This window comes from Clavibacter vidaverae, assembly GCF_047529985.1.
Classification (GTDB): Bacteria; Actinomycetota; Actinomycetes; order Actinomycetales; family Microbacteriaceae; genus Clavibacter; species Clavibacter nebraskensis_A.
Genome location: NZ_JBLJAM010000002.1, coordinates 331,407 through 356,438, shown reverse-complemented (window position 1 = coordinate 356,438; position 25,032 = coordinate 331,407). Strand labels below are relative to the sequence as shown.

22 protein-coding genes and 2 tRNA genes are annotated in these 25,032 nt (G+C 73.2%); 20 read left to right on the top strand and 4 right to left on the bottom strand.

Features of this window, described 5'->3' with window-relative positions:
• Position 1 precedes the first annotated feature (1 nt).
• Together ACMT9T_RS14350 and ACMT9T_RS14345 are read left to right on the top strand one after the other, a co-directional pair.
• On the top strand, positions 2-1,009 hold the full coding sequence (locus tag ACMT9T_RS14350; protein WP_414746181.1) for an LLM class flavin-dependent oxidoreductase: 1,008 nt from the start codon (positions 2-4) through the stop codon (positions 1,007-1,009).
• 10 nt (positions 1,010-1,019) lie between these two features.
• Positions 1,020-1,370, top strand: coding sequence for a TraR/DksA family transcriptional regulator (locus ACMT9T_RS14345; protein ID WP_414746180.1), 351 nt, complete (start codon positions 1,020-1,022; stop codon positions 1,368-1,370).
• A gap of 16 nt (positions 1,371-1,386) precedes the next feature.
• Here ACMT9T_RS14345 and ACMT9T_RS14340 read toward each other — a convergent pair whose 3' ends face one another.
• Positions 1,387-1,890: a MarR family winged helix-turn-helix transcriptional regulator gene (locus ACMT9T_RS14340; RefSeq protein WP_414746179.1), complete on the bottom strand. Its 504-nt coding sequence runs from the start codon at positions 1,888-1,890 to the stop codon at positions 1,387-1,389.
• 52 nt (positions 1,891-1,942) lie between these two features.
• On the opposite strand from ACMT9T_RS14340, the gene ACMT9T_RS14335 reads away from it, so the two are divergent.
• The 4 genes from ACMT9T_RS14335 to ACMT9T_RS14320 all read left to right on the top strand — a co-directional run bounded on the left by ACMT9T_RS14335 (position 1,943) and on the right by ACMT9T_RS14320 (position 5,070).
• Complete coding sequence (locus ACMT9T_RS14335) at positions 1,943-2,335, top strand: hypothetical protein (RefSeq protein WP_414746178.1); 393 nt, start codon at positions 1,943-1,945, stop codon at positions 2,333-2,335.
• Between the two features lie 75 nt (positions 2,336-2,410).
• Positions 2,411-2,482 (top strand) — tRNA-Gln (locus tag ACMT9T_RS14330).
• A 51-nt stretch (positions 2,483-2,533) separates the two neighbouring features.
• Positions 2,534-4,078, top strand: coding sequence for a bifunctional UDP-N-acetylglucosamine diphosphorylase/glucosamine-1-phosphate N-acetyltransferase GlmU (gene glmU, locus ACMT9T_RS14325; RefSeq protein ID WP_414746177.1), 1,545 nt, complete (start codon positions 2,534-2,536; stop codon positions 4,076-4,078).
• A 14-nt stretch (positions 4,079-4,092) separates the two neighbouring features.
• Positions 4,093-5,070 carry a ribose-phosphate diphosphokinase gene (locus tag ACMT9T_RS14320; RefSeq protein WP_414746176.1) on the top strand — a complete coding sequence of 326 codons (978 nt, stop codon included), beginning with the start codon at positions 4,093-4,095 and terminating at the stop codon, positions 5,068-5,070.
• Positions 5,071-5,104: 34 nt separating this feature from the next.
• On the opposite strand, the gene ACMT9T_RS14315 is transcribed toward ACMT9T_RS14320, so the two are convergent.
• Positions 5,105-5,479 carry a hypothetical protein gene (locus ACMT9T_RS14315; protein WP_414746175.1) on the bottom strand — a complete coding sequence of 125 codons (375 nt, stop codon included), beginning with the start codon at positions 5,477-5,479 and terminating at the stop codon, positions 5,105-5,107.
• A 156-nt stretch (positions 5,480-5,635) separates the two neighbouring features.
• On the opposite strand from ACMT9T_RS14315, the gene ACMT9T_RS14310 reads away from it, so the two are divergent.
• Positions 5,636-6,079 (top strand): hypothetical protein, encoded by a 444-nt coding sequence (locus tag ACMT9T_RS14310; protein ID WP_414746174.1) that lies wholly within the window; start codon positions 5,636-5,638, stop codon positions 6,077-6,079.
• A gap of 72 nt (positions 6,080-6,151) precedes the next feature.
• Here ACMT9T_RS14310 and gndA read toward each other — a convergent pair whose 3' ends face one another.
• A complete protein-coding gene (gndA, locus tag ACMT9T_RS14305) occupies positions 6,152-7,606 on the bottom strand; it encodes an NADP-dependent phosphogluconate dehydrogenase (protein WP_414746173.1) in 1,455 nt (484 codons plus the stop codon).
• Between the two features lie 83 nt (positions 7,607-7,689).
• On the opposite strand from gndA, the gene ACMT9T_RS14300 reads away from it, so the two are divergent.
• From ACMT9T_RS14300 to mfd, 4 genes are all read left to right on the top strand, one after another.
• Complete coding sequence (locus ACMT9T_RS14300) at positions 7,690-9,774, top strand: gluconokinase, GntK/IdnK-type (protein WP_414746172.1); 2,085 nt, start codon at positions 7,690-7,692, stop codon at positions 9,772-9,774.
• A gap of 170 nt (positions 9,775-9,944) precedes the next feature.
• On the top strand, positions 9,945-10,586 hold the full coding sequence (locus ACMT9T_RS14295; protein ID WP_414746171.1) for a 50S ribosomal protein L25/general stress protein Ctc: 642 nt from the start codon (positions 9,945-9,947) through the stop codon (positions 10,584-10,586).
• A 186-nt stretch (positions 10,587-10,772) separates the two neighbouring features.
• Positions 10,773-11,360: an aminoacyl-tRNA hydrolase gene (gene pth, locus ACMT9T_RS14290; protein WP_116055959.1), complete on the top strand. Its 588-nt coding sequence runs from the start codon at positions 10,773-10,775 to the stop codon at positions 11,358-11,360.
• A gap of 87 nt (positions 11,361-11,447) precedes the next feature.
• Positions 11,448-15,080: a transcription-repair coupling factor gene (gene mfd, locus ACMT9T_RS14285; protein WP_414746170.1), complete on the top strand. Its 3,633-nt coding sequence runs from the start codon at positions 11,448-11,450 to the stop codon at positions 15,078-15,080.
• A 22-nt stretch (positions 15,081-15,102) separates the two neighbouring features.
• Here mfd and ACMT9T_RS14280 read toward each other — a convergent pair whose 3' ends face one another.
• Positions 15,103-16,332: a Na+/H+ antiporter NhaA gene (locus tag ACMT9T_RS14280; protein ID WP_414746169.1), complete on the bottom strand. Its 1,230-nt coding sequence runs from the start codon at positions 16,330-16,332 to the stop codon at positions 15,103-15,105.
• Positions 16,333-16,487: 155 nt separating this feature from the next.
• On the opposite strand from ACMT9T_RS14280, the gene ACMT9T_RS14275 reads away from it, so the two are divergent.
• The 9 genes from ACMT9T_RS14275 to ACMT9T_RS14235 all read left to right on the top strand — a co-directional run bounded on the left by ACMT9T_RS14275 (position 16,488) and on the right by ACMT9T_RS14235 (position 24,925).
• The gene (locus ACMT9T_RS14275; protein WP_414746168.1) at positions 16,488-17,201 is read left to right on the top strand and encodes a nucleoside triphosphate pyrophosphohydrolase; all 714 of its coding nucleotides are present in this window, start codon (positions 16,488-16,490) and stop codon (positions 17,199-17,201) included.
• Between the two features lie 152 nt (positions 17,202-17,353).
• Positions 17,354-17,989, top strand: a complete 636-nt coding sequence (locus ACMT9T_RS14270; RefSeq protein ID WP_414746167.1) for a TetR/AcrR family transcriptional regulator — start codon at positions 17,354-17,356, stop codon at positions 17,987-17,989.
• A 12-nt stretch (positions 17,990-18,001) separates the two neighbouring features.
• The gene (hisS, locus tag ACMT9T_RS14265; RefSeq protein WP_414746166.1) at positions 18,002-19,309 is read left to right on the top strand and encodes a histidine--tRNA ligase; all 1,308 of its coding nucleotides are present in this window, start codon (positions 18,002-18,004) and stop codon (positions 19,307-19,309) included.
• 117 nt (positions 19,310-19,426) lie between these two features.
• Positions 19,427-20,707, top strand: a complete 1,281-nt coding sequence (gene eno, locus ACMT9T_RS14260) for a phosphopyruvate hydratase (RefSeq protein WP_116055965.1) — start codon at positions 19,427-19,429, stop codon at positions 20,705-20,707.
• 143 nt (positions 20,708-20,850) lie between these two features.
• Entirely contained in the window at positions 20,851-21,405 is a 555-nt protein-coding gene (locus ACMT9T_RS14255) for an FtsB family cell division protein (RefSeq protein WP_116055966.1), read from the top strand.
• Positions 21,402-21,917: a DUF501 domain-containing protein gene (locus tag ACMT9T_RS14250; protein WP_116055967.1), complete on the top strand. Its 516-nt coding sequence runs from the start codon at positions 21,402-21,404 to the stop codon at positions 21,915-21,917. The genes ACMT9T_RS14255 and ACMT9T_RS14250 overlap by 4 nt, the downstream gene beginning before the upstream one ends.
• A complete protein-coding gene (locus ACMT9T_RS14245; RefSeq protein WP_414746165.1) occupies positions 21,914-23,197 on the top strand; it encodes a S8 family peptidase in 1,284 nt (427 codons plus the stop codon). The genes ACMT9T_RS14250 and ACMT9T_RS14245 overlap by 4 nt, the downstream gene beginning before the upstream one ends.
• Positions 23,198-23,234: 37 nt before the next feature.
• Positions 23,235-24,725 carry an NAD(P)/FAD-dependent oxidoreductase gene (locus tag ACMT9T_RS14240; RefSeq protein WP_414746164.1) on the top strand — a complete coding sequence of 497 codons (1,491 nt, stop codon included), beginning with the start codon at positions 23,235-23,237 and terminating at the stop codon, positions 24,723-24,725.
• 125 nt (positions 24,726-24,850) lie between these two features.
• Positions 24,851-24,925: transfer RNA gene (locus tag ACMT9T_RS14235), tRNA-Leu, on the top strand.
• Positions 24,926-25,032: the final 107 nt, after the last annotated feature.

Below are 25,032 nucleotides of genomic sequence, written 5' to 3'. Positions count from 1 at the left end.
CATGACCGTCCCGCTCTCCATCCTCGACCTCGCCCCCATCGCCCCCGGGGAGACCGCCCGCGACAGCTTCCAGGCCTCCGTCGCCCTCGCCCAGCAGGCCGAGCGGAGCGGGTACCGCCGCGTCTGGTACGCGGAGCACCACAACATGGCCTCCATCGCGTCGAGCGCGACGAGCGTCCTCATCGCCCACGTCGCGAGCCAGACCTCCACCATCCGGCTCGGCTCCGGCGGCGTCATGCTGCCGAACCACTCGCCGCTCACCATCGCGGAGCAGTTCGGCACGCTCGAGACGCTGCACCCGGGCCGCATCGACCTCGGCCTCGGCCGCGCCCCCGGCAGCGACCAGGCGACCTTCCGCGCGCTCCGCCGCGACCCCGGATCCTCCGACCGCTTCCCCGAGGACGTCGTCGAGCTGCAGGCGTTCCTCGCGGGCGAGAGCCAGGTCCCGGGCGTCTCGGCCACGCCGGGCGCCGGCACGCGCGTGCCCCTCTACATCCTCGGATCCTCGACCTTCGGCGCCCAGCTCGCCGCGGCCCTCGGCCTGCCGTTCGCCTTCGCCTCGCACTTCGCGCCGGACATGCTGCTCGACGCCGTCGGGATCTACCGCCGCGACTTCCGCCCCTCGGAGCAGCTCCAGGAGCCGTACGCGATCGCCGGCATCAACGCCATCGCGGCCGACGACCGGGCCGACGCCGAGCGCCAGTTCGCCGAGGTCCGCCGTGCGCGCCTGATGATGCTTCTCCGCCAGAGCGGCCAGATCCCGGCCACGCAGACCTTCACCGACGACGAGCTCGACCGCCTCCTCGAGGCCCCGGTCGGTGCGCACGTCGCCAGCATGATGACCTACACGGGGCTGGGCACGGGCGCCGAGGTCTCCGACTACGCGAACCGGTTCGCGCAGGAGGCGGGTGTCGACGAGGTCATCGTCGGGCACGCGTCGCAGCGCACGCCGGAGCGCCTCCGCTCGGTCGAGCTGCTGGCCGACGCGCACGCGCTCGTCGCCGCGTAGCGGGGGATCGGTGGCCGACGACGCCGCGCCCGTCGACCCGCGCACGGCCCTCGCCGCGCTGCGGTCCGACACGCTCGCGCTCATCCGCGGGCTCGACCGCGACGTCGCGGCCATCGTCGAGGCGCGCCAGGACGCCAACTCCGACGACGAGCACGATCCCGAGGGCGCGACCCTCGCGTTCGAGCGCTCGCAGTCCGACGCGATGATCCGCGAGGCGCGCGTGCGCCTCGCCGACGTCGACGCCGCGGTGGCGCGCCTCGACGCGGGCGCCTACGGCCGCTGCGAGGTGTGCGGCGAGGCGATCCCGGCGGGCCGTCTCGAGATCCGCCCGGCCGCACGCCGCTGCGTCGCGCACGCCTGAGCGCGACGCGCGGGGGTCAGGCCGCGTCGTCGTCGAGGTCGAGGATCAGCTGCCGCAGGAGGCCCGCCAGCACGTCGCGGTCGGCGGCGGGCAGCGTCTCGAGCAGCTCCGCCTCCTCGGCCACGAGCCGGGTGATGGCGGTGTCGACGCGCGTCCGCCCGGCGTCGGACATGACCACGAGGATCCCGCGGCCGTCGTGCGGGTCCGTCCGCCGCTCCACGAGGCCCCGCGTCACGAGCCGGTCGATGCGGTTCGTCATGGTGCCGGAGGAGACGAGCGTCTGCTGCAGAAGGGCCTTCGGGCTCAGCTGGTAGGGATCGCCCGCCCGCCGCAGCGCCGACAGCACGTCGAACTCCCACGACTCGAGCTCCGACTCCTGGAAGGCCGAGCGCCGGGCCCGCTCGAGCAGCCGCGACAGCCGGCCGACCCGCGAGAGCACCTCGAGCGGCGAGAAGTCGAGGTCGGGCCGCTCGCGCCGCCACGCGTCGACGATGCGGTCGACCTCGTCGCGGCTGGGCATGCCCCCATCATGCCGGTCCGGGGCCGCCCGCCCCGCCGGTAGCGTGATGCGCATGGCCGACCTCCCCTCCATCCGCTCCGTCATGCCGTGGTGGTACGTGGGCGCCCTGGCCCTGTCCTTCCTCGTCGCGCTCCTCCTCGCCCCGGTCGCGAACCTCGTCCTGGCGGCGCCGCTGTGGACGGGCGTCATCGGCACCGCCATCCGTGATCGGCGCCGCGGGACCGAGCAGATGCTCCCCCGGCAGGAGGCCGTGGTCGCGATGGTGCTGACCCCGGGCCTGCTCGGCATCGCCGCCCTCCTCAGCCAGGTGTGGCCCTTCCAGCACGGCGCGTTCGACGCGCGCGTGCTCATCGGCGGGGCCGTCGGGATCGCGGTCTCCGGTGCGCTGTTCCTCCTGCTCCGGATCCGCGGCGCCCTCCGCCGACGCCGCGCCCCCGGCGCCTGACCGCCCGCCGCGCCGGGTCTCCGGCCCCGGGCACCTCTGGCAGACTCGACCTGCGCACGGCCCGGCCGTCCGCGGTCCGCCTTGGTGTAACGGCAGCACTTCAGCCTTTGGAGCTGTGAGGTCCAGGTTCGAATCCTGGGGGCGGAGCGACGCCCGCCGGCCGTGCCGGAGAGACGCAACGCAGATCAGGAGATCGCCATGACCGAGCACGACAGCACGCCGAGGACCCGCGAGATCCCCATCGTGACGGGCGAGCTCGACGTCGACGGCGAGCCGCGCAGCCCCTCCATCGCCGTCGTGATCCTCGCGGCCGGCCAGGGCACCCGCATGCGCTCGCGCCTCCCCAAGGTCCTGCACCCGCTCGCGGGCCTGCCGCTCGTGGGCCACGTGCTCGCGACCGCGGAGGAGCTCGGCGCCCGCCACATAGTCACGGTCGTGCGCCACGAGCGCGACCAGGTCGTCGAGGTCGTCAACGCGCTGTCGCCGCAGGCCCTCGTGGTCGACCAGGACGAGATCCCCGGAACAGGACGCGCGGTCGAGGTCGGCATCACGGCGCTCCCGGAGGGCTTCACCGGCCAGGTCGTGGTGCTCTCGGGCGACGTGCCCCTGCTCGACGCCGCCACCCTCCGCTCGCTCGTCTCCGCGCACCGCCAGGCGCGCAACGACCTCACGCTCCTCACCGCCCGCCTGACGGACCCGACCGGCAACGGCCGCATCATCCGCGGCCAGGACGGCGCGTTCCAGGCCATCGTCGAGCAGAAGGACGCGACGGGCGACCAGCTCCGCATCGACGAGGTCAACGCGGGCGTCTACGTCTTCGACGCGGAGGCGCTCCACCAGACCCTCGGCGCCATCGGCACCGAGAACGCGCAGCGCGAGAAGTACCTCACCGACGCGGCCGACGTGATCCGCCGCGCGGGCGGATCCATCGAGGCCCTGCCCGTGCGCGACAGCTGGCTCGTCGCCGGCATCAACGACCGCGTGCAGCTCACGGCCGCCGCCACCGAGCTCAACGCGCGCCTCATCCGCCGCTGGCAGCTCGCGGGCGTGACGATCCAGGACCCGGGCACCACGTGGATCGACGTGAAGGCCACGCTCGCGGCCGACGTCACGATCCTCCCGGGCACGCAGGTCCTCGGCGCCTCGACCGTCGCCAGCGGCGCCGTCGTCGGCCCCGACACCACCCTCCGCGACACCGAGGTCGGCGAGGACGCGGTGGTCCGCCGCACCGACGCGGAGCTCGCCGTCATCGGCGCCCGCGCCACGGTCGGCCCGTTCTCCTACCTCCGACCCGGCACGCGCCTCGGCGAGGGCGGCAAGATCGGCGCCTACGTCGAGACGAAGAACGCGGAGATCGGCGCGGGCAGCAAGGTCCCGCACCTCAGCTACGTGGGCGACGCCACCATCGGCGAGCACTCCAACATCGGCGCGGGCGCGATCTTCGCGAACTACGACGGCGTCTCCAAGCACCGCACGGAGGTGGGCGACCACGTCCACGTCGGCTCGCGGAACGTCTTCGTCGCACCCGTTAGGATCGGTACCGGCTCCTACACGGGTGCCGGTGCCGTCATCCGCAAGGACGTCCCGCCCGGCGCACTCGGCATCTCGGTGGCGCCGCAACGCAACATGGTCGGCTGGACCGAGGCCAAGCGACCGGGCACCCCCGAGGCCCGGGCCGCGGTCGAGGCGGCCGAGGGGCACCAGGACGTTCCGTCCGGGACCGATCACACCGAGCAGCACTGACGAGACGGAGTCCCGTGTCCGCAATCAAGACCGCCGGAGAGAAGCGCCTCGTGATCGTCACGGGTCGCGCCCACCCCGAGCTCGCCGAGCAGATCGCCCAGGAGCTCGAGACGAGCCTCGTGCACACCGACGCCCGGACCTTCGCCAACGGCGAGCTCTACATCCGCTACGACGAGAGCGTCCGCGGCAGCGACGCGTTCGTCATCCAGTCGCACTCGGCGCCCATCAACGAGTGGCTCATGGAGCAGCTCATCATGGTCGACGCCATGAAGCGGGCCTCGGCCAAGCGGATCACCGTGGTCGCCCCGTTCTACCCCTACGCCCGCCAGGACAAGAAGGGCCGCGGCCGCGAGCCGATCTCCGCCCGCCTCGTCGCCGACCTGTTCAAGGCCGCCGGCGCCGACCGCATCATGTCGGTCGACCTGCACGCCGCCCAGATCCAGGGCTTCTTCGACGGCCCCGTCGACCACCTCTTCGCGATGCCCGTGCTGCTCGAGCACATGCGCGCCGTGCTCGACTCCAAGACCCTCACGGTCGTCTCGCCCGACATGGGCCGCGTGCGCGTCGCCGACATCTGGAGCGACAAGCTCGGCGCCCCGCTCGCCATCATCCACAAGCGCCGCGACCCGAAGGTGCACAACCAGGTCACCGTCCACGAGATCGTGGGCGACGTCGAGGGGCGCGTCTGCCTGCTCGTCGACGACCTCATCGACACCGGCCGCACCATCGTCTCCGCCGCCGAGGCGCTGAAGAAGAACGGCGCCACGGGCGTCGTCGTCGCCGCCACGCACGCGGTCTTCTCGGACCCGGCCACGCAGATCCTGAACAGCCCGCACATCGACTCGGTCGTCGTCACGGACTCGCTCCCGATCCCCGAGGACAAGCGCTGGGACAAGCTCACGGTGCTGCCCATCGCGCCGCTGCTGGCCCGCGCGATCCACGAGGTGTTCGACGACGGATCCGTCACGAGCATGTTCGACGGCGCGGCCTAGGCCTCCAGCGCCACCCGCGCGGGCGGCTCCCGGATCAGTCCCCGGAGTTCCGCTCGACGACCTCGCGCGCGACGCGCCCCGAGGGGATCAGCCCGAGCGACGTGATGTGCTCGTCGCCGCCGAAGGCGTACCTCGTGTAGCACTCGTACCCCACGACGCCGGGCCCGAACAGCTGGAACCGCACCTCGTACGAGGGGGAGTCGGGTCGCTCGAACGCCACGAAGTCGGCGCAGGCCATGTCGGCCGTGCTCGCGCCGACGCGCACCATGGTGACCACGCCGGGGAGCAGCAGGCTGACGATCCCGACCACGACGACCACGCGCATCACGAGCAGCGTGCGCCTGCTGCGCAGGCTCTTGGGCCGGTGCGGCTCGTAGCCCGCGAGCTCCGGGTGCTCGTCGTCGTCCATCCGGTCCAGTGTGACAGAGGCCCACGACGGGGTGGGCTCGCGACGGGTGCACGCGTGTGCGGCATCCGCGCGGCGGCGTCCGCGACATGCCTACGCTTCCCGCGACCGCGGCGATCGGTCGCGGCCTCCCTCGACGACGACGGAAGGATGGATGGGATGAGGAAGACCATGCGCGCGGCAGCGGTGGTGCCGGCCGCGTTGCTCACGATCGGGCTGGGGGTGACGGGTGCGGTGATGGGCCCGGCGCCCGCCGCGCACGCACAGCCGAACTACCGCGTATGCGGGGTGTTCAACTCCGCGACGGGCGGTCTCTACGGCACCGGTCTCGTGGCGAAGATCTACAAGGACGACGCGAACAACGAGACGTGCTCCCAGAAGATCGACTTCATGCGGAACTACTACGACCAGGCCTACCCCACGTCGAGCGGCCGCGTCTCCTTCGTCATGGTGACGTGCGAGACCTTCAGCACCCGGGTCGGGGCGGAGAAGGGGTCGGACCTCTGTCGCGACATGGACGTCAACCTGATCTACAAGTACACGTCGAAGTACGACGCCAAGTACCCGGGCGGTGCGGCCGGCGTCTCCTTCTGGCACAGGTGAGCGCCGCCTGACGACGCGAGCCCGCCGGTCCTCGACCGGCGGGCTCGCGTCATGCGACGGGGCGGAAGACGCCTAGTGCGTGTCCTCCGCTTCGACCTCGGAGCGGTCGCCGGACCACAGCGTGTGGAAGGTGCCCTCCTTGTCGGTGCGGTGGTACGTGTGCGCGCCGAAGAAGTCGCGCTGACCCTGCACGAGGGCGGCGGGCAGGCGCTCGGAGGCGAGCGAGTCGTAGTAGCTCAGCGCCGACGCGAAGCCGGGCACCGGGATCCCCGACAGCGCGGCGACCGAGACGACCCGGCGCCAGGCCTGCTCGCCGTCGGCGACGGCCTTGGCGAAGTACGGGTCCTCGAGGAGCGTCGCGAGGCCGGAGTCCTTCTCGTACGCCTCGACGATGCGGTTGAGGAACTGGGCGCGGATGATGCAGCCGCCGCGCCAGATCTCCGCGACCTTGCCCTTGTCGATGTCCCAGCCGTACTCCTTGGCGCCCGCGATGATCGCGTCGAAGCCCTGCGCGTACGCGACGACCTTGCTCGCGTAGAGCGCGGCGCGCACGTCGTCCTCGAAGGTGTCGCCGCCCGACTGGATCTCGGGGCGGCTCGTGATCGTGGCCTGCACGGCCTTCCGCTGCTCGGGCTTCGATGACACGGCCCGCGCGAACACGGCCTCCGCGATCCCGCCCACCGGCACGCCGAGGCCGACGGCGTTCTGCACCGTCCAGACGCCCGTGCCCTTGGATCCGGCCTGGTCGACGATGACGTCGACGAGCGGCTTCCCGGTCGCGGCGTCCGTCTGGCGGAGCACCTCGGCGGTGATCTCGATGAGGTACGACTCGAGGTCGCCGCCGTTCCACTCCTCGAACACGTCCGCGATGGCGGCGGGCTCGTGGCCGCCCACGCGGCGGAGGAGGTCGAACGACTCGGCGATGAGCTGCATGTCCGCGTACTCGATGCCGTTGTGGATCATCTTCACGAAGTGGCCGGCGCCGTCGGTGCCGATGTGGGTCACGCAGGGCTTGCCCTCCGCGACGGCGGCGATCGACTCGAGGATCGGGCCGAGGGTCTCGTACGCCTCCGCGGTGCCGCCGGGCATGATGCTCGGGCCCTTGAGCGCGCCCTCCTCGCCGCCGGAGATGCCGGCGCCGACGAAGTGCAGGCCCTTGGCGCGCACCTCCTTCTCGCGGCGGATCGTGTCGGTGAACAGCGCGTTGCCGCCGTCGACGATGATGTCGCCCTCCTCGAACGCCTCGGTCAGCTGCTCGATGACCGCGTCCGTGCCGCGCCCGGCCTTGACCATGATGATCGCCGTGCGGGGACGCTGCAGCGACGCCGCGAACTCCTCGATCGTGGTGGCGGCGACGAAGCCGGCCTCGGGGTGCTCCTCGATGAGGTCGGTGGTCTTCTGGGTCGTGCGGTTGTACACCGCGACCGTGTTGCCCTCGCGGCTGGCGAGGTTGCGGGCGAGGTTCGAGCCCATCACCGCGAGCCCCACCACCCCGATGTTCGCCGTGGCCTGCTGGTCATCTGACATCTGATGCCTCCTTGTCGACAGTCGTCCTCAGGCTACTCGCGGCCTCCCGAGCGTCAGCGGGATCCGAGGGAGCGTCTCGTAGGATGGACGGGCGCACCGAGACGGTCGCGCCGCACGAGTTCCTCACCGAACCGCAGGGAGTGATCCGCATCGACGCCGTCCGCCCGTTCCCGCCCGTGATCGTGATGGGGGTCTCCGGATCCGGGAAGTCGACGGTGGGCGAGCTCCTCGCCCAGGACGCCGGCGTCCCCTTCCTCGACGGCGACGACCTGCACACCGAGGCCAACCGCCGCAAGATGGCCGAGGGCCATGCGCTCGACGACGACGACCGCCGTCCCTGGCTCGAGGAGGTGGGCCGCGCGCTCGCCGGCCGGCCCGAGGGCGGACCCGTCGTCGCGTGCAGCGCGCTCAAGCGCTCGTACCGCGACATCCTCCGCGCCGCCGCGCCCGATGCCGTCTTCGTGCACCTCGCGGGCGACCACGAGCTGCTCGCCGAGCGCCTCGGCGGACGCGAGGGCCACTTCATGCCGTCGAGCCTCCTCGCCTCCCAGCTGCGCACGCTCGAGCCGCTCGGAGACGACGAGCAGGGGATCACCCTCGACATCACCGACGACCCCGTGGCGCTCGCCGACGCCGCGGTGCGCGAGCTGCTGCCGGGCGCGCGCACGGCGTCGCCCGGCCGGGTGGACGACGCGCCCGCCACGTCGACGGAGCCCGCCGAGGCGGTGCCCGAGGCGTCCGTGCCCGCGCTCGTCCAGGCCGCGCGGTCGGACGCCGACGTGCCGCGCGCCGACGCCGACGTGGACGTCGACGCCCACGACTCCGCCGACGCCCCGCGCCACGCGGCCGCCGTGCCGGCCGACCGCGCGCCGTCCGCCGCCGAGCCGTCCGCCGAGGTCCGCGCCGCCGACCCGGCCCCCGCCGCGGCCACCGGCGACGGCGCCCCCGCCGCCTCCGTCCACGAGCCCATCCGCGTCGCGATCGTCGGTTGCGGCGTCATCGGCACGCACCACGCGCGCGTCCTCGCCGAGCACCCCGAGTTCCGCGTCGCCGCGCTGGTCGACGTCTCGGACGCCACGGCCGAGGAGCTCGCCGACGTGGTCGTCGACGAGCTGCGCGCCGACCGCCCGCGCGTCTTCGCGCACCTCGGCGACATGATCCGCGCGGACGCCGCCGAGCTCGTCGTCATCTGCACCCCGAGCGGCCTGCACATCGGCCTCGCCGAGGAGGCGCTCGCCGCCGGGCTCCACGTCGTCATCGAGAAGCCGCTCGACGTCGACCTGGCGCGCGGCCGCCGCATCGCCGAGCTCGCGCGCGAGGCCGCCGAGCGGGGGATCCTCTCGACCGTCATCAGCCAGCACCGCTTCAACCCGTCGAGCGTCGTCGTCGACCGGGCCGTTCGCTCGGGCCGCCTCGGCCGCCTCACCTCCGCCGTGGCGAGCGCGCCGTGGTGGCGCAGCCAGGGCTTCTACGACTCGGGCCACTGGCGCGGCACGTGGGACCTCGACGGCGGCGGCGCCCTCATGAACCAGGGCGTGCACACCCTCGACCTGCTCGTCTCCTACCTCGGCCGTCCCGTCGAGGTGTACGCGCAGACCGCGCTGCTCGCGCACGACGGCATCGAGGTCGAGGACGTGGCGGTCGCCGTGATCCGCTTCGCCTCCGGCGCGCTCGCCACCATGCAGGCGACCACCGCGGGCTACCCGGGCCTCGACACGCGGGTGCAGGTGCAGGGCACGCGCGGATCCGCCGTCATCGAGGCCGGATCCCTCACCTACTTCCACGCGGCGCCCGAGTCGGGCGTGCCCGCGCAGGCCGACGTGCGCAACGACGCCGAGCTCGAGATGCACGCCGCCGAGCTGCCGCGCTCGCCGCGCCTCGACAACACGTACCTCGAGGGCCACTACCGCCAGTACGACGACATCGCGGACGCGCTCCGCACCGGCCGTCCGGCGGGCGTCACGGTCGACGACGCGTTCCTCTCCCTCGCGACCGTGGTCAGCGTCTACGTCTCGGCCACGCTCGGCACGCCGGTCGCGTTCGAGGACGTGGTCGACGGCGTCCACGACGGCCTGCGCCTCCGGGTGGGGCAGTCCACGCCGCCCGAGCCGGGATCCCCGGCGCCCGCTCCCGCCGACGCGTCGACCGGGGACCCGTCCGTCCGGTAGCATCGGGGGTTGAACTTCGGCGAGGGATCGCAGGAGCCGTGCGCGAGCGCGGCGGCGGTCCGTTATCGACGCGGTGGACGGGGCTCGCACCTCAATCCTCACGCGCAAGCGTTCGAGCAGACGACACACACACGACGCGAGCCCTCACGGGCCGCACTAGGAGCGACACCATGGTTGACAACAACCTCACCGCGGAGCTGCGCACGCAGTTCGGCAAGGGCGCGGCCCGCAAGATCCGCGCGATCGGCAAGATCCCCGCGGTCATCTACGGCCACGGCACCGACCCGCAGCACGTCACGCTGCCGGGCCACGAGCTCATGCTCATCATCCGCAAGGCGAACCAGATCATCACGCTCGACATCGAGGGCACGCCGCAGCTCGCGCTCGTGAAGGACGTCCAGAAGGACCCCGTGCGCCAGATCATCGAGCACGTCGACCTCATCGTCGTCCGCCAGGGCGAGCGCGTCGAGGTCGAGGTCCCGATCCACGTCGAGGGCGAGTCCTACCCCGGCACGATCCACAGCCTCGAGTACACGTCCATCACGGTCGACGTCGAGGCCACGCACATCCCGGAGAGCTTCGTCGTCTCCATCGAGGGCTTCGAGGAGGGCACGCAGGTCCTGGCCGGCCAGGTCGACCTGCCCGCCGGCGCCAAGCTGGTCACCGACCCCGAGACGCTCGTGCTCGCGGTCTCCGTGCCCCAGCTCGACCTCACGACCGACGCGGAGGACGCGGCGGCCGAGGGCGATCAGGGCGTCGAGGTCACCGGCGAGGGCGGCACCGGCGACGAGGTCGTCGACGCCGACAAGTAGCACCCGCGCGGCCCCCGGGCCGCACGCTGCCGAGGCAGCACCAGCACGACAGCACCACGGAGCCCGTCGGCCGCCGTCCGGGACACCGGCAGCGGCCGGCGGGCTCCGCGCATCCGCCCCCGGATGCGCACGACGACCAGGAGCGCGCGCCCGCCGGACGCGCACGACGACCCGAGGAGAGCGCACGTGGACGACCGGACCCTGCTCGTGGTCGGCCTCGGCAACCCGGGGCCCCAGTACGCGGGCACGCGGCACAACGTCGGCCAGATGGCCCTCGACGTCCTCGCCGACCGGATGCGCGCCACGTTCCGCTCGCACCGCGCCAACGCGCAGGTCGCGGAGGGGCGCGCGGTCCCCGGCGGACCGAAGCTCATCCTCGCGAAGCCGAGCTCGTTCATGAACCTGTCCGGCGGTCCCGTCGCGAACCTCCTCAAGTACTTCTCGCTGGACGCGTCGCAGCTCGTGGTCGCGCACGACGAGCTCGACATCCCGTTCGACGCGATGAAGCTCAAGCAGGGCGGCGGGCACGGCGGCCACAACGGGATCCGCGACATCATCTCCTCGGCCGGCACGGGCGACTTCATGCGCGTGCGCATCGGCATCGGCCGTCCGCCCGGGCGACAGGACGCCGCCGACTTCGTGCTCAAGCCCTTCTCCTCCACCGAGCGCCAGGCGCTGCCGAACGTGCTCGAGGACGCGGCCGACGCGATCGAGATGATCGCCTCCGACGGCCTCATCGCGGCGCAGCTGCGCTTCCACACCGCCGCGTCCTGATGCCGGGGCTCGCGACGCCGGGTGCCCGCGCGTCCGCCCACGGCGGACGACGGGGGTGACGTCGGTGGCGGCGCGTACGATCATCTGGTGATCCTCCAGGGCTTGATCCCGGCGCTCTCGCGCGCCTCCACGTTCGACGACGCCCTCGCATCGGCCTCCCGCGACGCCGACTTCTCCCTCACGGAGGGGCTCCAGGGGCCGCTGCTCGCGGGGCTCCTCCGCCAGCGCATCCAGCGCGGCATCCCGGGGTGCCTGCTCGTCGTCACGGCCACCGGCCGCGAGTCCGAGGGCATGCGCCGCAGCCTCGACGCGGTGCTGCCGGACGCCGAGATCCTCGAGTTCCCCGCGTGGGAGACGCTGCCGCACGAGCGGCTCAGCCCGAGCGCCGAGATCGTGGGCAAGCGGATCCACGCGCTGCGCCGCATGGAGGCGTGGCACGCCGCGCTCGGCCAGGGCGCCCGCGAGGTGCCGGCCGACCAGGTGCGCCCGCTCGTCATCGTCGCCTCCGTGCGCGCGGCCCTCCAGCCCGTCGCCGACAACCTCACCGAGCTCCCGCCCGTGCAGCTCGCCACGGGCAGCCGCGGCCACGACCTCTCCGAGCTCGCCGTGCGGCTCGTCGACCTCGCCTACTCGCGCGTCGACATGGTCACGCGCCGCGGCGAGTTCGCGGTGCGCGGCGGCATCCTCGACGTCTTCCCGCCCGTGTCCGACCACCCCGTGCGCGTCGAGTTCTTCGGCGACGAGGTCGACCAGATGCGGCCCTTCGCGGTCGCCGACCAGCGGTCGCTCGAGGAGACGGTCGACTCGGTCGAGCTGCCACCGAGCCGAGAGCTGCTGCTGAGCGCGCCCGTGCGCCAGCGCGCCCGCGAGATGCAGCACGAGTTCCCGAACCTGCAGCAGATGCTCGCCAAGATCGCCGAGGGCATCCCGGTGGAGGGCATGGAGTCGCTGGCGCCCGCGCTCGTCGACCGGCTCGTCCCCGTCACGCACTACCTGCCGGTCGACGCGGCCATCGCGGTCGTCTCGCCCGAGCGCGTGTCCACGCGCGCGCAGAGCCTCGCCGACACGAACCGCGAGTTCCTCGACGCCGCCTGGAACGCCGCCACCGCGGGCGCCCAGGCGCCCATCGACCTCGCGTCCGGCGACTTCCTCTCGCTCGGCCGCCTGCGCGACGCCCGCGGCCCGCGCCGCTGGTGGACGCTGTCCGGGTTCCAGGCCACCGACGTGCTGCCGGAGGACCTCGGGATCGACGAGGTCATGACCGTGCGCATCGACGCGGATCCCGTGCCGAGCTTCGCGGGCAACGCCGACGGCGCCATCGAGCACGTGCGCGAGCGCCTCGCGGCCGGCTGGAGCGTGGGCGTCGTCGCCCAGGGATCCGGCCTGGTCGAGCGCGCCGACACCGTGCTGCGCGAGGCGGGCGTACCCGCGCGCGTGGTCGAGGAGTTCCCGGCGGCGCCCGAGGCCGGCGTCGCCTACCTCCTCCGCTCCGCGATCGACGCGGGCTTCGAGATGCCCGAGGTCAAGCTCGCGATCCTCACCGAGAGCGAGTTCTACGGGCGCGCCGCCGGCTACGACAGCCGCCAGGTCAAGAAGCTCGCCACGCGCCGCAAGAACGTGGTGGATCCGCTGCAGCTCAAGCCCGGCGACCACGTCGTGCACACCACGCACGGCATCGGCAAGTTCGTCGAGCTCACGCAGCGCGAGGTCTCGTCCGGCGGGCGCAACGCCGTGAAGACCCGGCGTGAGTACCTCGTCATCGAGTACGCGCCCTCCAAGCGCGGCTACCCGGGCGACAAGCTCTTCGTGCCCACCGACCAGCTCGACCTCCTCAGCCGCTACGTCGGCGGCGAGGAGCCCGCCCTCAGCAAGATGGGCGGCAGCGACTGGGCCGCCGCCAAGGGCAAGGCCCGCCGGGCCGTCCGCGACATCGCGGTCGAGCTCGTGAAGCTCTACTCGGCGCGCATGGCGTCGCGCGGGCACTCCTTCCCGCCGGACACCCCGTGGCAGCGCGAGCTCGAGGAGGCGTTCCCCTTCATGGAGACGCCCGACCAGCTCACCGTCATCGACGAGGTCAAGCGCGACATGGAGAGCCCCATCCCCATGGACCGCCTCGTCTCCGGCGACGTCGGCTTCGGCAAGACGGAGATCGCCGTGCGCGCCGCGTTCAAGGCCGTGCAGGACGGCAAGCAGGTCGTGATGCTCGTGCCCACGACGCTGCTCGTGAAGCAGCACTTCGAGACCTTCTCCGAGCGCTTCGCCGGATTCCCGGTGCATCTCCGCCAGCTCAGCCGCTTCCAGACGGAGAAGGAGTCGCGCGAGACCGTCAAGGGCCTCGAGGACGGCTCGGTCGACGTCGTCATCGGCACGCACCGCCTGCTCACGGGCAACATCGCGTTCAAGGACGTGGGGCTCATCATCATCGACGAGGAGCAGCGGTTCGGCGTCGAGCACAAGGACGCGCTGAAGAAGCTGAAGGCCAACGTGGACATCCTCGCGATGTCGGCCACGCCGATCCCGCGCACGCTGGAGATGGCGGTCACGGGCATCCGCGAGATGTCGACGCTCGCCACGCCGCCCGAGGACCGCCACCCGATCCTCACGTTCGTCGGCCCGAACAGCGAGAAGCAGATCGCGGCCGCCATCCGGCGCGAGCTGCTGCGCGAGGGTCAGGTGTTCTTCGTGCACAACCGAGTGTCGAGCATCAACCGGGTGGCGTCGGAGCTGGCGGAGCTCGTGCCCGAGGCGCGCGTCGCCGTGGCCCACGGCAAGATGAGCGAGGCGATGCTCGAGCAGGTCATCGTCGACTTCTGGGAGCGGAAGTTCGACGTGCTCGTCTCGACCACCATCATCGAGACCGGCCTCGACATCGCGAACGCGAACACGCTCATCATCGACCGGGCGGACAAGTACGGCCTCAGCCAGCTGCACCAGCTTCGCGGGCGCGTCGGCCGCGGGCGGGAGCGCGCGTACGCGTACTTCCTCTACGACGCCGACAAGCCGCTGTCCGAGACGGCGCACGACCGGCTGTCCACCATCGCGGCGAACAACGAGCTGGGATCCGGCATGCAGGTCGCGCTGAAGGACCTCGAGATCCGCGGCGCGGGCAACCTGCTGGGCGGCGAGCAGTCCGGCCACATCCAGGGCGTCGGCTTCGACCTCTACCTGCGCATGATCGGCGAGGCCGTCTCCACCTTCCGCGGCGACGTCGCGGAGGGCCAGACCGAGCTGCGGCTCGAGCTGCCGGTGGACGCGCACATCCCCGAGGAGTACGTCGACAGCGAGCGGCTGCGCCTCGAGGCGTACCAGAAGCTCTCGACGGCGGCCTCGCCCACGGCCACCGACGACCAGATCGACCGCGTCATCGAGGAGCTGTCCGACCGCTACGGCGAGCCGCCCGTGGAGGTCGACAACCTGGTGCGGGTCTCGCGCCTGCGTCGCGTGGCGCAGCGGGCCGGCCTCAGCGAGGTCGTCGCGATGGGGCCGAACCTCCGCATCGCCCCGGCCGACCTCGCCGACAGCAAGCAGGTGCGCCTCCAGCGCATGTACCCGGGCAGCCGCCTGTTCGCGCAGACCAACGCCGTGACGGTGCCGCTGCCCAAGCGCGACGGCGAGCCGCTGCCCGACGCCGAGCTGGTCGACTGGGTCCGCCAGCTCCTCGACGCGGTGTTCACGGTGGAGCCGGCGCCGGCCGCGAAGGAGTCCGCGCCGAAGGCGTGATCCGGGATCGGCCGGTCGGCGCCTAGGCGCGGGCCGGTCCGCCGTCCGCGTGCGCCGGGAAGTCGTCGCGCGCGGCGTCGTCGCCGTCCGCCGGTGCCCCGTCGCGACGGGCCCGTCGGCTCCGGATCGAGAGCGTCACGGCCGCCGCGACGATCGCGACGCCCGAGCCGAGCAGCACCGCGAGGGTGCCCTCGTCCCGCACCTCGTCGAGGCCCGCGAACGCGAGCTCGCTCATCAGCAGCGACACCGTGAAGCCGATGCCGCCGAGGAGCGACACGGTCACGAGGTCGGGCACGCCGAGGCCGCCGGCGGATCCGCGACGCCGGGCGATCCACGCGCCGAGCAGTCCGCCCGCGGTGATCCCCACGAGCTTCCCGAGCGGCAGCGCGAGCGCGATGCCCCAGAAGGCGGGCGCGAGCTCCGCCAGGCCGATCGCGGGGATCGCGACGAGCGCGGCCGAGAAGGCGAACAGCGGCAGCACGATCCCGTTCGAGAGGGGCTCGAGCGCGTGCGCGGCCCGGAGGCCCGAGAGGCGGGGGAGCGCGAAGCCGAGCGCGACGCCGGCGATGGTCGCGTGGATCCCCGAGGAGAGCGTCGCCCACCAGGTGACGAGCGCGATGATCACCAGCAGCGCCACGACGGCGATGCGGACCGCGCCCGTGCGCCCGACGCCCAGCCGGCCGACCACGGCGAAGAGCACGACGCCGGCCACGGCGACGACGAGCGGCGCGATCGCGAGGTCGGTCGTGAAGAAGACCGCGATGATGCCGATGGCGATGAGGTCGTCGAGCACCGCGAGGGCCAGGAGGAACACGCGCACGGCGGCGGGGAGTCCCCGGCCGAACACGGCGAGCACGCCGAGCGCGAAGGCGATGTCGGTCGCGGTCGGGACCGGCCAGCCGCGCTCGAACCCGCTGCCGGCGGTGATCGCGAGGTACACGCCCGCGGGCACGACCACCCCGCCGACGGCGGCGATCGCGGGCACGAGCGCCGCGGAGACGCTGTTCAGCCCGCCCGCGAGGAACTCGTGCTTGAGCTCGACGGCGACGATGAAGAAGAAGACCACGAGCAGCCCGTCGCTCACCCAGTGGCGGAGCGACAGGTCGACGCCGATCGCGGGCACGGCGAGGTGGCCGTCGGCCCACGCGATGAGGCCGGCACCGGCCGGCGTGTTCGCGACGACGAGGCCGGCGACGGCGGCGAGGAGGAGGAGTCCGGCGGCGATGCGCTCGGAGCGGATGAGGGCGGTCATGTGCGCCTTCCGGGGTCGGGGGAGGAGGAGACGGTCACCCGCCGCCGACCAGACTTCCCGGCACACCGACCGTCAGCCTACCGGGCCCAGCGCTGCCCGGGCCCTGTGCCGCCGAGGGCCGGATGCCGCCGAGGGCCCGGTGCGAGGATGGCGGGATGACCGACCCCGCGACCCCGTCCGCATCCGCCGCCGAGGCCGTCGCCGAGCTGGCCGCCGCCATGGCCGTCCTCCGCGCGCCCGACGGCTGCGTCTGGAACCGCGGCATGACGCACCGCTCCCTCGTCCCGTACCTCCTCGAGGAGAGCCACGAGCTCGTCGAGGCGATCGAGACGGACGACGTGCCCGGCATGCGCGAGGAGCTCGCCGACGTGCTGCTGCAGGTCGTCTTCCACGCCGACATCGCCCGCACGGAGGGGGAGGGCTTCGACCTCGCCGACGTCGCGCGCACCGCGACCGAGAAGATGGTGCGCCGCCACCCGCACGTGTTCGGCGACGAGCGCGCCGACACCGTCGAGGAGGTGCTGCGCGTCTGGGGCGCGGCCAAGGACCGCGAGAAGTCGACCCGCACGAGCGTCCTCGACGGGATCCCCGAGGCGCTGCCGTCCCTCGCCCTCGCCGACAAGCTGCTCGGCCGGGCGGAGCGCATCGGCCTCCTCGACGCGGACGCGCCCGCGGCCGTCCCGGTGGACGACGAGGACGACCTCGGCCGGCTGCTGCTCGCGATCGTCGTCTCGGCGAGGTCCCGCGGACTCGACGCCGAGCGCGCGCTGCGCACGACGCTGCGGTCGCTCAGCGCGGAGATCCGCGCGGCGGAGCCGGTACGCGACGACGCGGCCGACGGATCCCCCGACGCGGGCCGGAGCGCGTAGGCGTCGTCCGGCCCGCGGGGGCGTGACCCGGGATTTACCCGATCCCGGGCCGCCATGTCCGGCGCCTCCACCCGAAGGAGACGGCGGACAGACCGGGCATCCACACCGTACGGGCCGTCGCCGGGTGTCCATCACGCTTGTTATGGTGGGGCGTGGCCGCCCCCGATCCGCACCGCCGCCAGGATCTGCTGGCCCACATCCTCGACCACCTCCGCACGCACCCGCTCCAGTCGGTCACGTTCCGCGGGCTCGCCGAGGCGCTGGGCGAGAGCACGTTCGTGCTCGTCTACCACTTCGGATCCAAGGAGCGGCTGCTCGAGGCGGCGATGGACGCCATCGACGTGCGCCAGGCGGAGATGGTGGCGGGGGATCCCCGCACCATCCCCGCGACCGAGCTCCGCGCCTGGGCGACGCAGGCGTGGAGCTGGCGGCTCACCGACGTCAACCGCGACTTCCAGCGGCTCGAGTTCGAGGCCGCGCTCCTCCGCACGCGCGACGGGGTGGTGCGCCCGCACGCCATCGCGAGCGTGGCCGCGTGGCGGAGTTTCGGCTTGACGTGGATGATCGCCCACGGCGTGCCCGAGGACGTGGCGGTCGACACGGCCGACCTCCTGCAGGCCGCCTCCTACGGCCTCCAGTTCGACTTCGTGATCTCGGGCGACCGCGTCCGGGCCCTGCGCGGCTTCGAGGCGCTCGTGGACGCGTTCGTCCCGCGCATCCGGCCGTGGCTCGACCTGCCCGACCGCCCGCGCGCGCCGGGCTCGCCGGATCGGCGCCCCGCCGCCTGACAGAATCGGGGGATGCCCCAGCAGATCACGCCGCCCCGCGGCATGCGCGACTTCCTGCCCGCCGAGAAGGCCCGACGCGAGCAGGCGCTCGCCGTCATCCGCCGCACCTACCGGGCGCACGGCTTCGACGAGATCGAGACGCCCGTGGTCGAGGAGTCCGGCCGGCTGCACGCGGGCCTCGGCGGCGACAACGAGAAGCTCGCCTACTCCGTGCTGAAGCGCGGCCTCTCCGGCGACGACCTGCACGCGGCCGCCGACGCGGGCGACGTGCTCGCGCTCTCCGACCTCGGCCTCCGCTTCGACCTCACGGTGCCGCTCGCGCGCTTCTACGCGTCGCACCGCGCCGAGTTGCCCGGCGTCTTCCGGTCGATCCAGGCCGCCCCCGTCTGGCGCGCCGAGCGCCCGCAGAAGGGCCGCTACCGCCAGTTCATGCAGTGCGACATCGACATCATCGGCGAGCCCGGGCAGCTGGCCGAGGTCGAGCTGATCTCCGCCACCGCGGCCACGCTCGCGGCCCTCGGCCTCACGGGCTGCACCATCCGCGTCAACGACCGGCGCCTGCTCGCGGGGATCCTCGACTTCTGCGGCTTCTCCGCTGACCGGCAGGCGCAGGCGCTCATCAGCATCGACAAGCTCGACAAGATCGGCGCCGCGGGCGTCGTGGCCGAGCTCGCCGAGGGCGGGGCCGACGCGGCGGCCGTGCTCGGCGGGATCCTCGAGCGCATCGAGCCCGCGCTCGCCGACGGCGGCGTGCCGCTCACGGCCGAGGCGATCACCGCGATCCTCCCCGCGGGCGTCGACCCCGACGCGGTGGCCGACCTCGAGACCCTCGCGGACGCGCTCGTCGGCCTGCCCGAGGGCGTCACGCTCCGCTTCGACCCGACCCTCGTGCGCGGCATGGGCTACTACACGGGCACGATCTTCGAGATCGCGCACCCCGCGTCCGGCAGCTCGGTGGGCGGCGGCGGCCGCTACGACGGCATGATCGGCCGCTTCCTCGGCCAGGACGTGCCGGCCGCGGGCTTCTCCATCGGCTTCGAGCGGATCGTCGACCTGGCCGTCCTGCCCGAGGCGGAGACGAACGACGCCATCGCCCTCGTGCACGACCGGCGGACCCCCGTCGCGGTGCTCGCGCGCCTCAAGGCCGAGCTCGTCGCGTCCGGCCGCCGGGTGCGGCTGGAGCCGCGTCCCAAGAACGTCGCGCCGCTGCTCGAGTCGCTCAAGCAGCAGGGCTTCCGCACCTTCGCGGCGGTGGACGCGGAGACGGTCGACGCCGCGTCGCTGCAGGAGCGCCCGCTCGACGGCGGCCCGCGCGGCTGATCCGTCACCTGCGCGACACCTGCGCGGGGGCGTCGCCGCCCGCGGCCCGCGAGGGGCCCGCGGCTAGGATGGACGCGACTTCCCACCCCCCCCACCGCAACGCAAGGAGACCATTCCGTGGCAGCCATCGAAGCAGTCAACGCACGCGAGATCCTCGACTCCCGGGGCAACCCGACCGTCGAGGTCGAGGTGCTCCTCGAGGACGGCACGTTCACGCGCGCCGCCGTCCCGTCCGGCGCCTCGACCGGCGCGTTCGAGGCGTACGAGCTGCGCGACGGCGACGCGGGCCGCTACCTGGGCAAGGGCGTCCAGAAGGCCGTCGCCGCCGTCGTCGACGAGATCGGCCCGGCCATCCAGGACCTCGACGCCGCGGACCAGCGCATCATCGACGCCACGATGATCGAGCTCGATGGCACCGAGAACAAGTCCCGCCTCGGCGCCAACGCGCTCCTCGGCGTCTCCCTCGCCGTCGCGAAGGCCGCGGCCGACTCGGCTGAGCTGCCCCTGTACCGCTACCTCGGCGGCCCGAACGCCCACACGCTGCCCGTCCCGATGCTGAACGTCATCAACGGCGGCTCGCACGCGGACACCAACGTCGACATCCAGGAGTTCATGCTCCTCCCCGTCGGCGCGTCGACCTTCTCCGAGGGCCTGCGCTGGGGCGTCGAGACGTACCACGCGCTCAAGAGCCTCCTGAAGAAGAAGGGCCTGTCCACCGGCCTCGGCGACGAGGGCGGCTTCGCCCCGAACCTCGACAGCAACCGCGCCGCGCTCGACCTGCTCATGGAGGCCATCGACGCCGCCGGCTTCACCGCCGGCAAGCAGATCGCGCTCGGCCTCGACGTCGCGTCCAGCGAGTTCTACTCCGACGGCGCGTACACGTTCGAGGGCCAGAAGGTCGACGCCGCGCACATGACCGCGTACTTCGCCGACCTCGTCGCGTCCTACCCCCTCATCACCATCGAGGACCCGCTGGACGAGGACGACTGGGCCGGCTACGACCACTTCACCGCCGAGCTCGGCTCCAAGGTGCAGATCGTCGGCGACGACCTCTTCGTCACGAACCCGAAGCGCCTCGCCGACGGCATCACGCGCGGCGTCGCCAACTCGATCCTCGTGAAGGTCAACCAGATCGGCACGCTCACCGAGACGCTCGACGCGGTCAGCCTCGCGCAGCGCAGCGGCTACACCACGGTCCTGTCGCACCGCTCGGGCGAGACCGAGGACACGACCATCGCCGACCTCGCGGTCGCGGTGGACGCGGGCCAGATCAAGACCGGCGCCCCCGCCCGCAGCGAGCGCGTCGCGAAGTACAACCAGCTCCTCCGCATCGAGCAGGACCTCGGCGCCGCCGCGGTCTACGCCGGCCGCAGCGCCTTCCCGCGCTTCCAGGCCTGATCCGGCCGGTCCGCCCGGCCACGCGGCGAGGGCGGGCCGCCGACGCACCACCGGATCGCGCGGCGGGGCGACGGGCCATCGGGCCCGGCGTCCCGCCGCCTCCGTCCGCACCACCGCACGACACGACACACGAAGGAGGACCGATGGCCCGCTTCCCCGGCCTCGACGCCCTCCGCGGCCGACGCGGCACGCGTCCCCGCACCGAGCGCGTCCCCGTGGCCCTGCCCGAGGACGCCCCCGCCGGCAACTGGCTCCGCAGCATGCGCTTCTCCGGGTTCTCGGTGATGGTCCTCGTGCTCCTCGTCCTCACGGTCGTGGTCCTCGCGCCGGGCCTGCGCATCTACCTCGAGCAGCGCCAGCAGCTGAGCAGCCTGCAGAGCGCGGTGGACGCCCAGAAGGGCACCATCGCCGAGCTCCAGGACCAGCGCGCCCGCTACGACGACCCCGCGTTCCTCAAGGCGCAGGTGCGCGACCGCCTCTTCTACGTGATGCCCGGCGAGACGAGCTACCTCGTCCGCGGGCTGCCGACGACCACGGGCCAGGCCACGACCACGCCCGACGGCGCGCCCATCAGCGACGACCTGCAGGAGACGAAGAAGGACTGGGTCCAGGCCCTGCTCGGCTCCGCGCTCACCAGCGGTCTCAGCGAGACGCCGCCCGACCAGCTCCAGGGATCCGTCCAGGGAGGCGACCAGTGACCCGACCCCCCTTCGACCCGCCCTCCGAGCGCGACGTGCGCATCGTGTCCGAGCAGCTCGGACGCCCCGCGCGCGACGTGGTCGGCATCTCCGCCCGCTGCGTGTGCGGCAACCCCACGGTCGTGAGCACGGCGCCGCGCCTTAGCGACGGCACGCCGTTCCCCACGCTCTACTACCTGTCCCACCCCGCGGCCACCGCCGCCATCTCGCACCTCGAGGCCGAGCACGTCATGGCCGAGCTGCAGGACGACCTCGCCGAGGACGAGGCGATGCGCGACGCGTACGCCGCCGCCCACGCGTCGTACCTCGCCGATCGCGAGTCGATCCTCGTGGTGCCCGAGCTCGCCGGCGTCTCCGCGGGCGGCATGCCCGTCCGCGTGAAGTGCCTGCACGCGCTGGCGGGCCACGCGCTCGCGGCGGGCCCCGGCGTCAACCCCGTCGGCGACATCGCGCTCGCGCGGGCCTCCTGGTCGCCCGATGTGTGCGAGTGCGCCGACCCCGCCACGGCATGACCCGCCCGCGCAACGCCCGCGTCGCGAGCGGCCGGCGTCGACGCCCGGCGCGCGCGCTGGCGGTCGGGATCCTCGCCCTCGCCGCGGTCCTGCCCGCCGCGACGCCCGCCCACGCGGATCCCGTGCGCGAGCGCGAGTACTGGCTCGCCGACTACGGCGTCGAGCGCGCGTGGCAGACCACCCGCGGCGAGGGCGTGAAGGTGGCCGTGATCGACACGGGCGTCGACGCCTCCGTCGCCGACCTGCGCGGCGCCGTCGTGGGCGGCACCGACGTCTCGGGCGTGGGGGCCGCGGACGGCACGCGCCCCGTCGGCACCTCGAACGAGCACGGCACCATGGTCGCGTCGCTGCTCGCGGGCCGCGGCACGGGCACCGGATCCGGGGTCGTCGGCGTCGCGCCCGGTGCGAGCCTCCTCGCCGTCTCGGTCGCGCTCGGCGGCCCGACGCCCGGCGCGCGCGACGAGGACGCGCAGATCGCCGACGCCGTCCGCTGGGCCGTCGACAACGGCGCGAGCGTCATCAACATGTCCCTCACCCGCAACTCGCTCGACTGGCCCGAGAGCTGGGATCGCGCGTTCCTCTACGCCTACGAGCACGACGTCGTGGTCGTCGCCGCCGCGGGCAACCGGGGGAGCGGCACCACGGAGGTGGGCGCGCCCGCCACCATCCCCGGCGTGCTCGCGGTCGCGGGCGTCGACCGCTCCGGGGCCGCCAGCTTCGACGCGTCGTCGCAGGGGATCACGATCGCGGTCGCCGCGCCCAGCGAGCAGCTCGTGGGCGTCGCGCCCGGCGGCGGCTACGTGCAGTGGAGCGGCACGAGCGGCGCGGCGCCCCTCGTCTCCGGCGTGGTCGCGCTCGTGCGGGCCGCGCATCCGGAGCTGAAGGCCGACGACGTGGTCGAGCGCGTGCTCGCCACCGCGCGGCAGAAGGGCCAGCCGGAGATCTACGGCCGCGGGCTCGTCGACGCGGCCGCCGCTGTCACGGCCGACGTGGCGCCCGCGAGCGGGAAGCCGCTCGGCGACCTGGCGGAGTGGGTGCGCCTGTACCGCCGCGCGCCCGTGGCGACGCCGGATCCGACCGCGTCCGCCACCCCGGATCCGGCCCCCGCCGTGCCCGCGGACGCCCCCACGGCCGACCCCGCGGCGGACGCGCTGCCCACCGTCGGCGCCCTCCGCCAGGTGGGGATCCCGGCCCTCGTCCTGTCCGTCTTCGCGGCGCTCGCGGCCGCGATGGGCGTCGTCGCGTTCCGGCATTTCAGACGGCTGCTCCGGAAGGGGTAGCCTGATTTCGACCACAACCTGCAGGGAGTCATCCATCGTGCCCAAAATCCTGATCGTCGGCGGCGGCTACGCCGGTTTCTACACGGCATGGAAGCTCGAGTCGCACCTCCGATCCGGCGAGGCCGAGGTCACCATGGTCGACCCGCTGCCGTACATGACGTACCAGCCGTTCCTGCCCGAGGTGGTCTCCGGATCCATCGAGCCGCGCCACGCCGTGGTGTCCCAGCGACGCCACCTGCGCACCACGAACGTCGTCACCGCCAAGGTGACCGGCATCGACCACGCGTCGAAGACCGCGACCATCACGCCGCCCGTGGGCGAGCCGTACGAGTTCCAGTACGACATCATCGTCGTCACCGCGGGCAGCGTCTCGCGCACGTTCCCGATCCCGGGCGTCGCGGACGAGGCCATCGGCCTGAAGACGATCGAGGAGGCCGTCGCCATCCGCGACCGCATCTTCGCCAACTTCGACCGCGCGGCCACGCTGCCGGCCGGCCCCGAGCGCGACCGCCTCCTCACCTTCGTGGTGGTCGGCGGCGGCTTCGCCGGCATCGAGGTCTTCGCCGAGATGCGCAGCATCGCGACCGACCTCGTGAAGAAGTACCCCGAGATCGACTTCGAGGACACGCACTTCCACCTCATCGAGGCGATGGGCCGCATCATGCCCGAGGTGTCGCTCGAGACCAGCCACTGGGTGCTGAAGAACCTCGCCGAGCGCGGCGCGCTCGTGCACCTCGACACGCAGCTCAAGTCCGCCGTCGGCGGCGTCGTCGAGCTGTCGACCGGCGAGTCGTTCGAGTCCGACGTCATCGTCTGGACCGCGGGCGTCATGGCCAGCCCCATGCTCAAGAACACCGACCTCCCGATCGAGGAGCGCGGGCGCCTGCGCGTGCGCGCCGACGGTCGCGTCGAGGGCGACGACGGCATCGTGGCGGACGCCTGGGGCGCCGGCGACGTGGCGGCCACCCCCGACCTCACGGGCGGCGGCGTCGGCGGCTTCTGCGTCCCCAACGCACAGCACGCGGTCCGCCAGGGCAAGCTCATGGCGAAGAACCTCACCGCGAGCCTCCGCGGCGAGGGGATCACCGACTACTTCCACAAGAACCTCGGCGCCGTCGCGGGCCTCGGTCTCTACCAGGGCGCGTTCCAGTCTGGGAAGATCGGCATCACCGGCTTCCCCGCCTGGGTCATGCACCGCGGCTACCACGGCCTCGCGATCCCGTCCTTCGAGCGCAAGGCGCGCGTCGTCACGGGCTGGCTGAACAACCTCGTCTGGGGCCGCGACATCGTCTCCCTCGAGGCGCGCGAGACCCCGCGCACCGCGTTCGAGACGTTCGCGTCGCGCCCGCGTCCCGCCGCGGACGCCGCTCCGGCCGCGCCCGCCGAGAAGAAGGACGCGCCGTCCAAGAAGGCGGACGCCGAGGCCAAGGCCGACGCGCCCACCGAGGGCGAGAAGTCCCCGGCGCTCGCGGGCAGCTACAGCTCCTCGCCCAGCGCGGAGACGAAGGACGAGGACCGCACGGCCTGATCCATGTGATCCACCGCACCACCCGTCGACGGCCCGCAGGCACCAGCCGGCGGGCCGTCGTCATGCCCGGGCGCGGCCGGATCCGTCGGCCGACCGTAGGCTGTCGGGAGCGCCGACGGCGCCACGCCCCCGTAGTCCAATTGGCAGAGACGGGCGACTTAAAATCGCTACAGGTCAGGGTTCGAGTCCCTGCGGGGGCACCGATCGGATCGCGGCCCAGCGCGCGTCCGCCGCTCCGTGCACCGCACGAACACGTACGCGACGAGGCAGCACAGGGCGATGACCGCGAGGTAGCCGGCGATCGTCG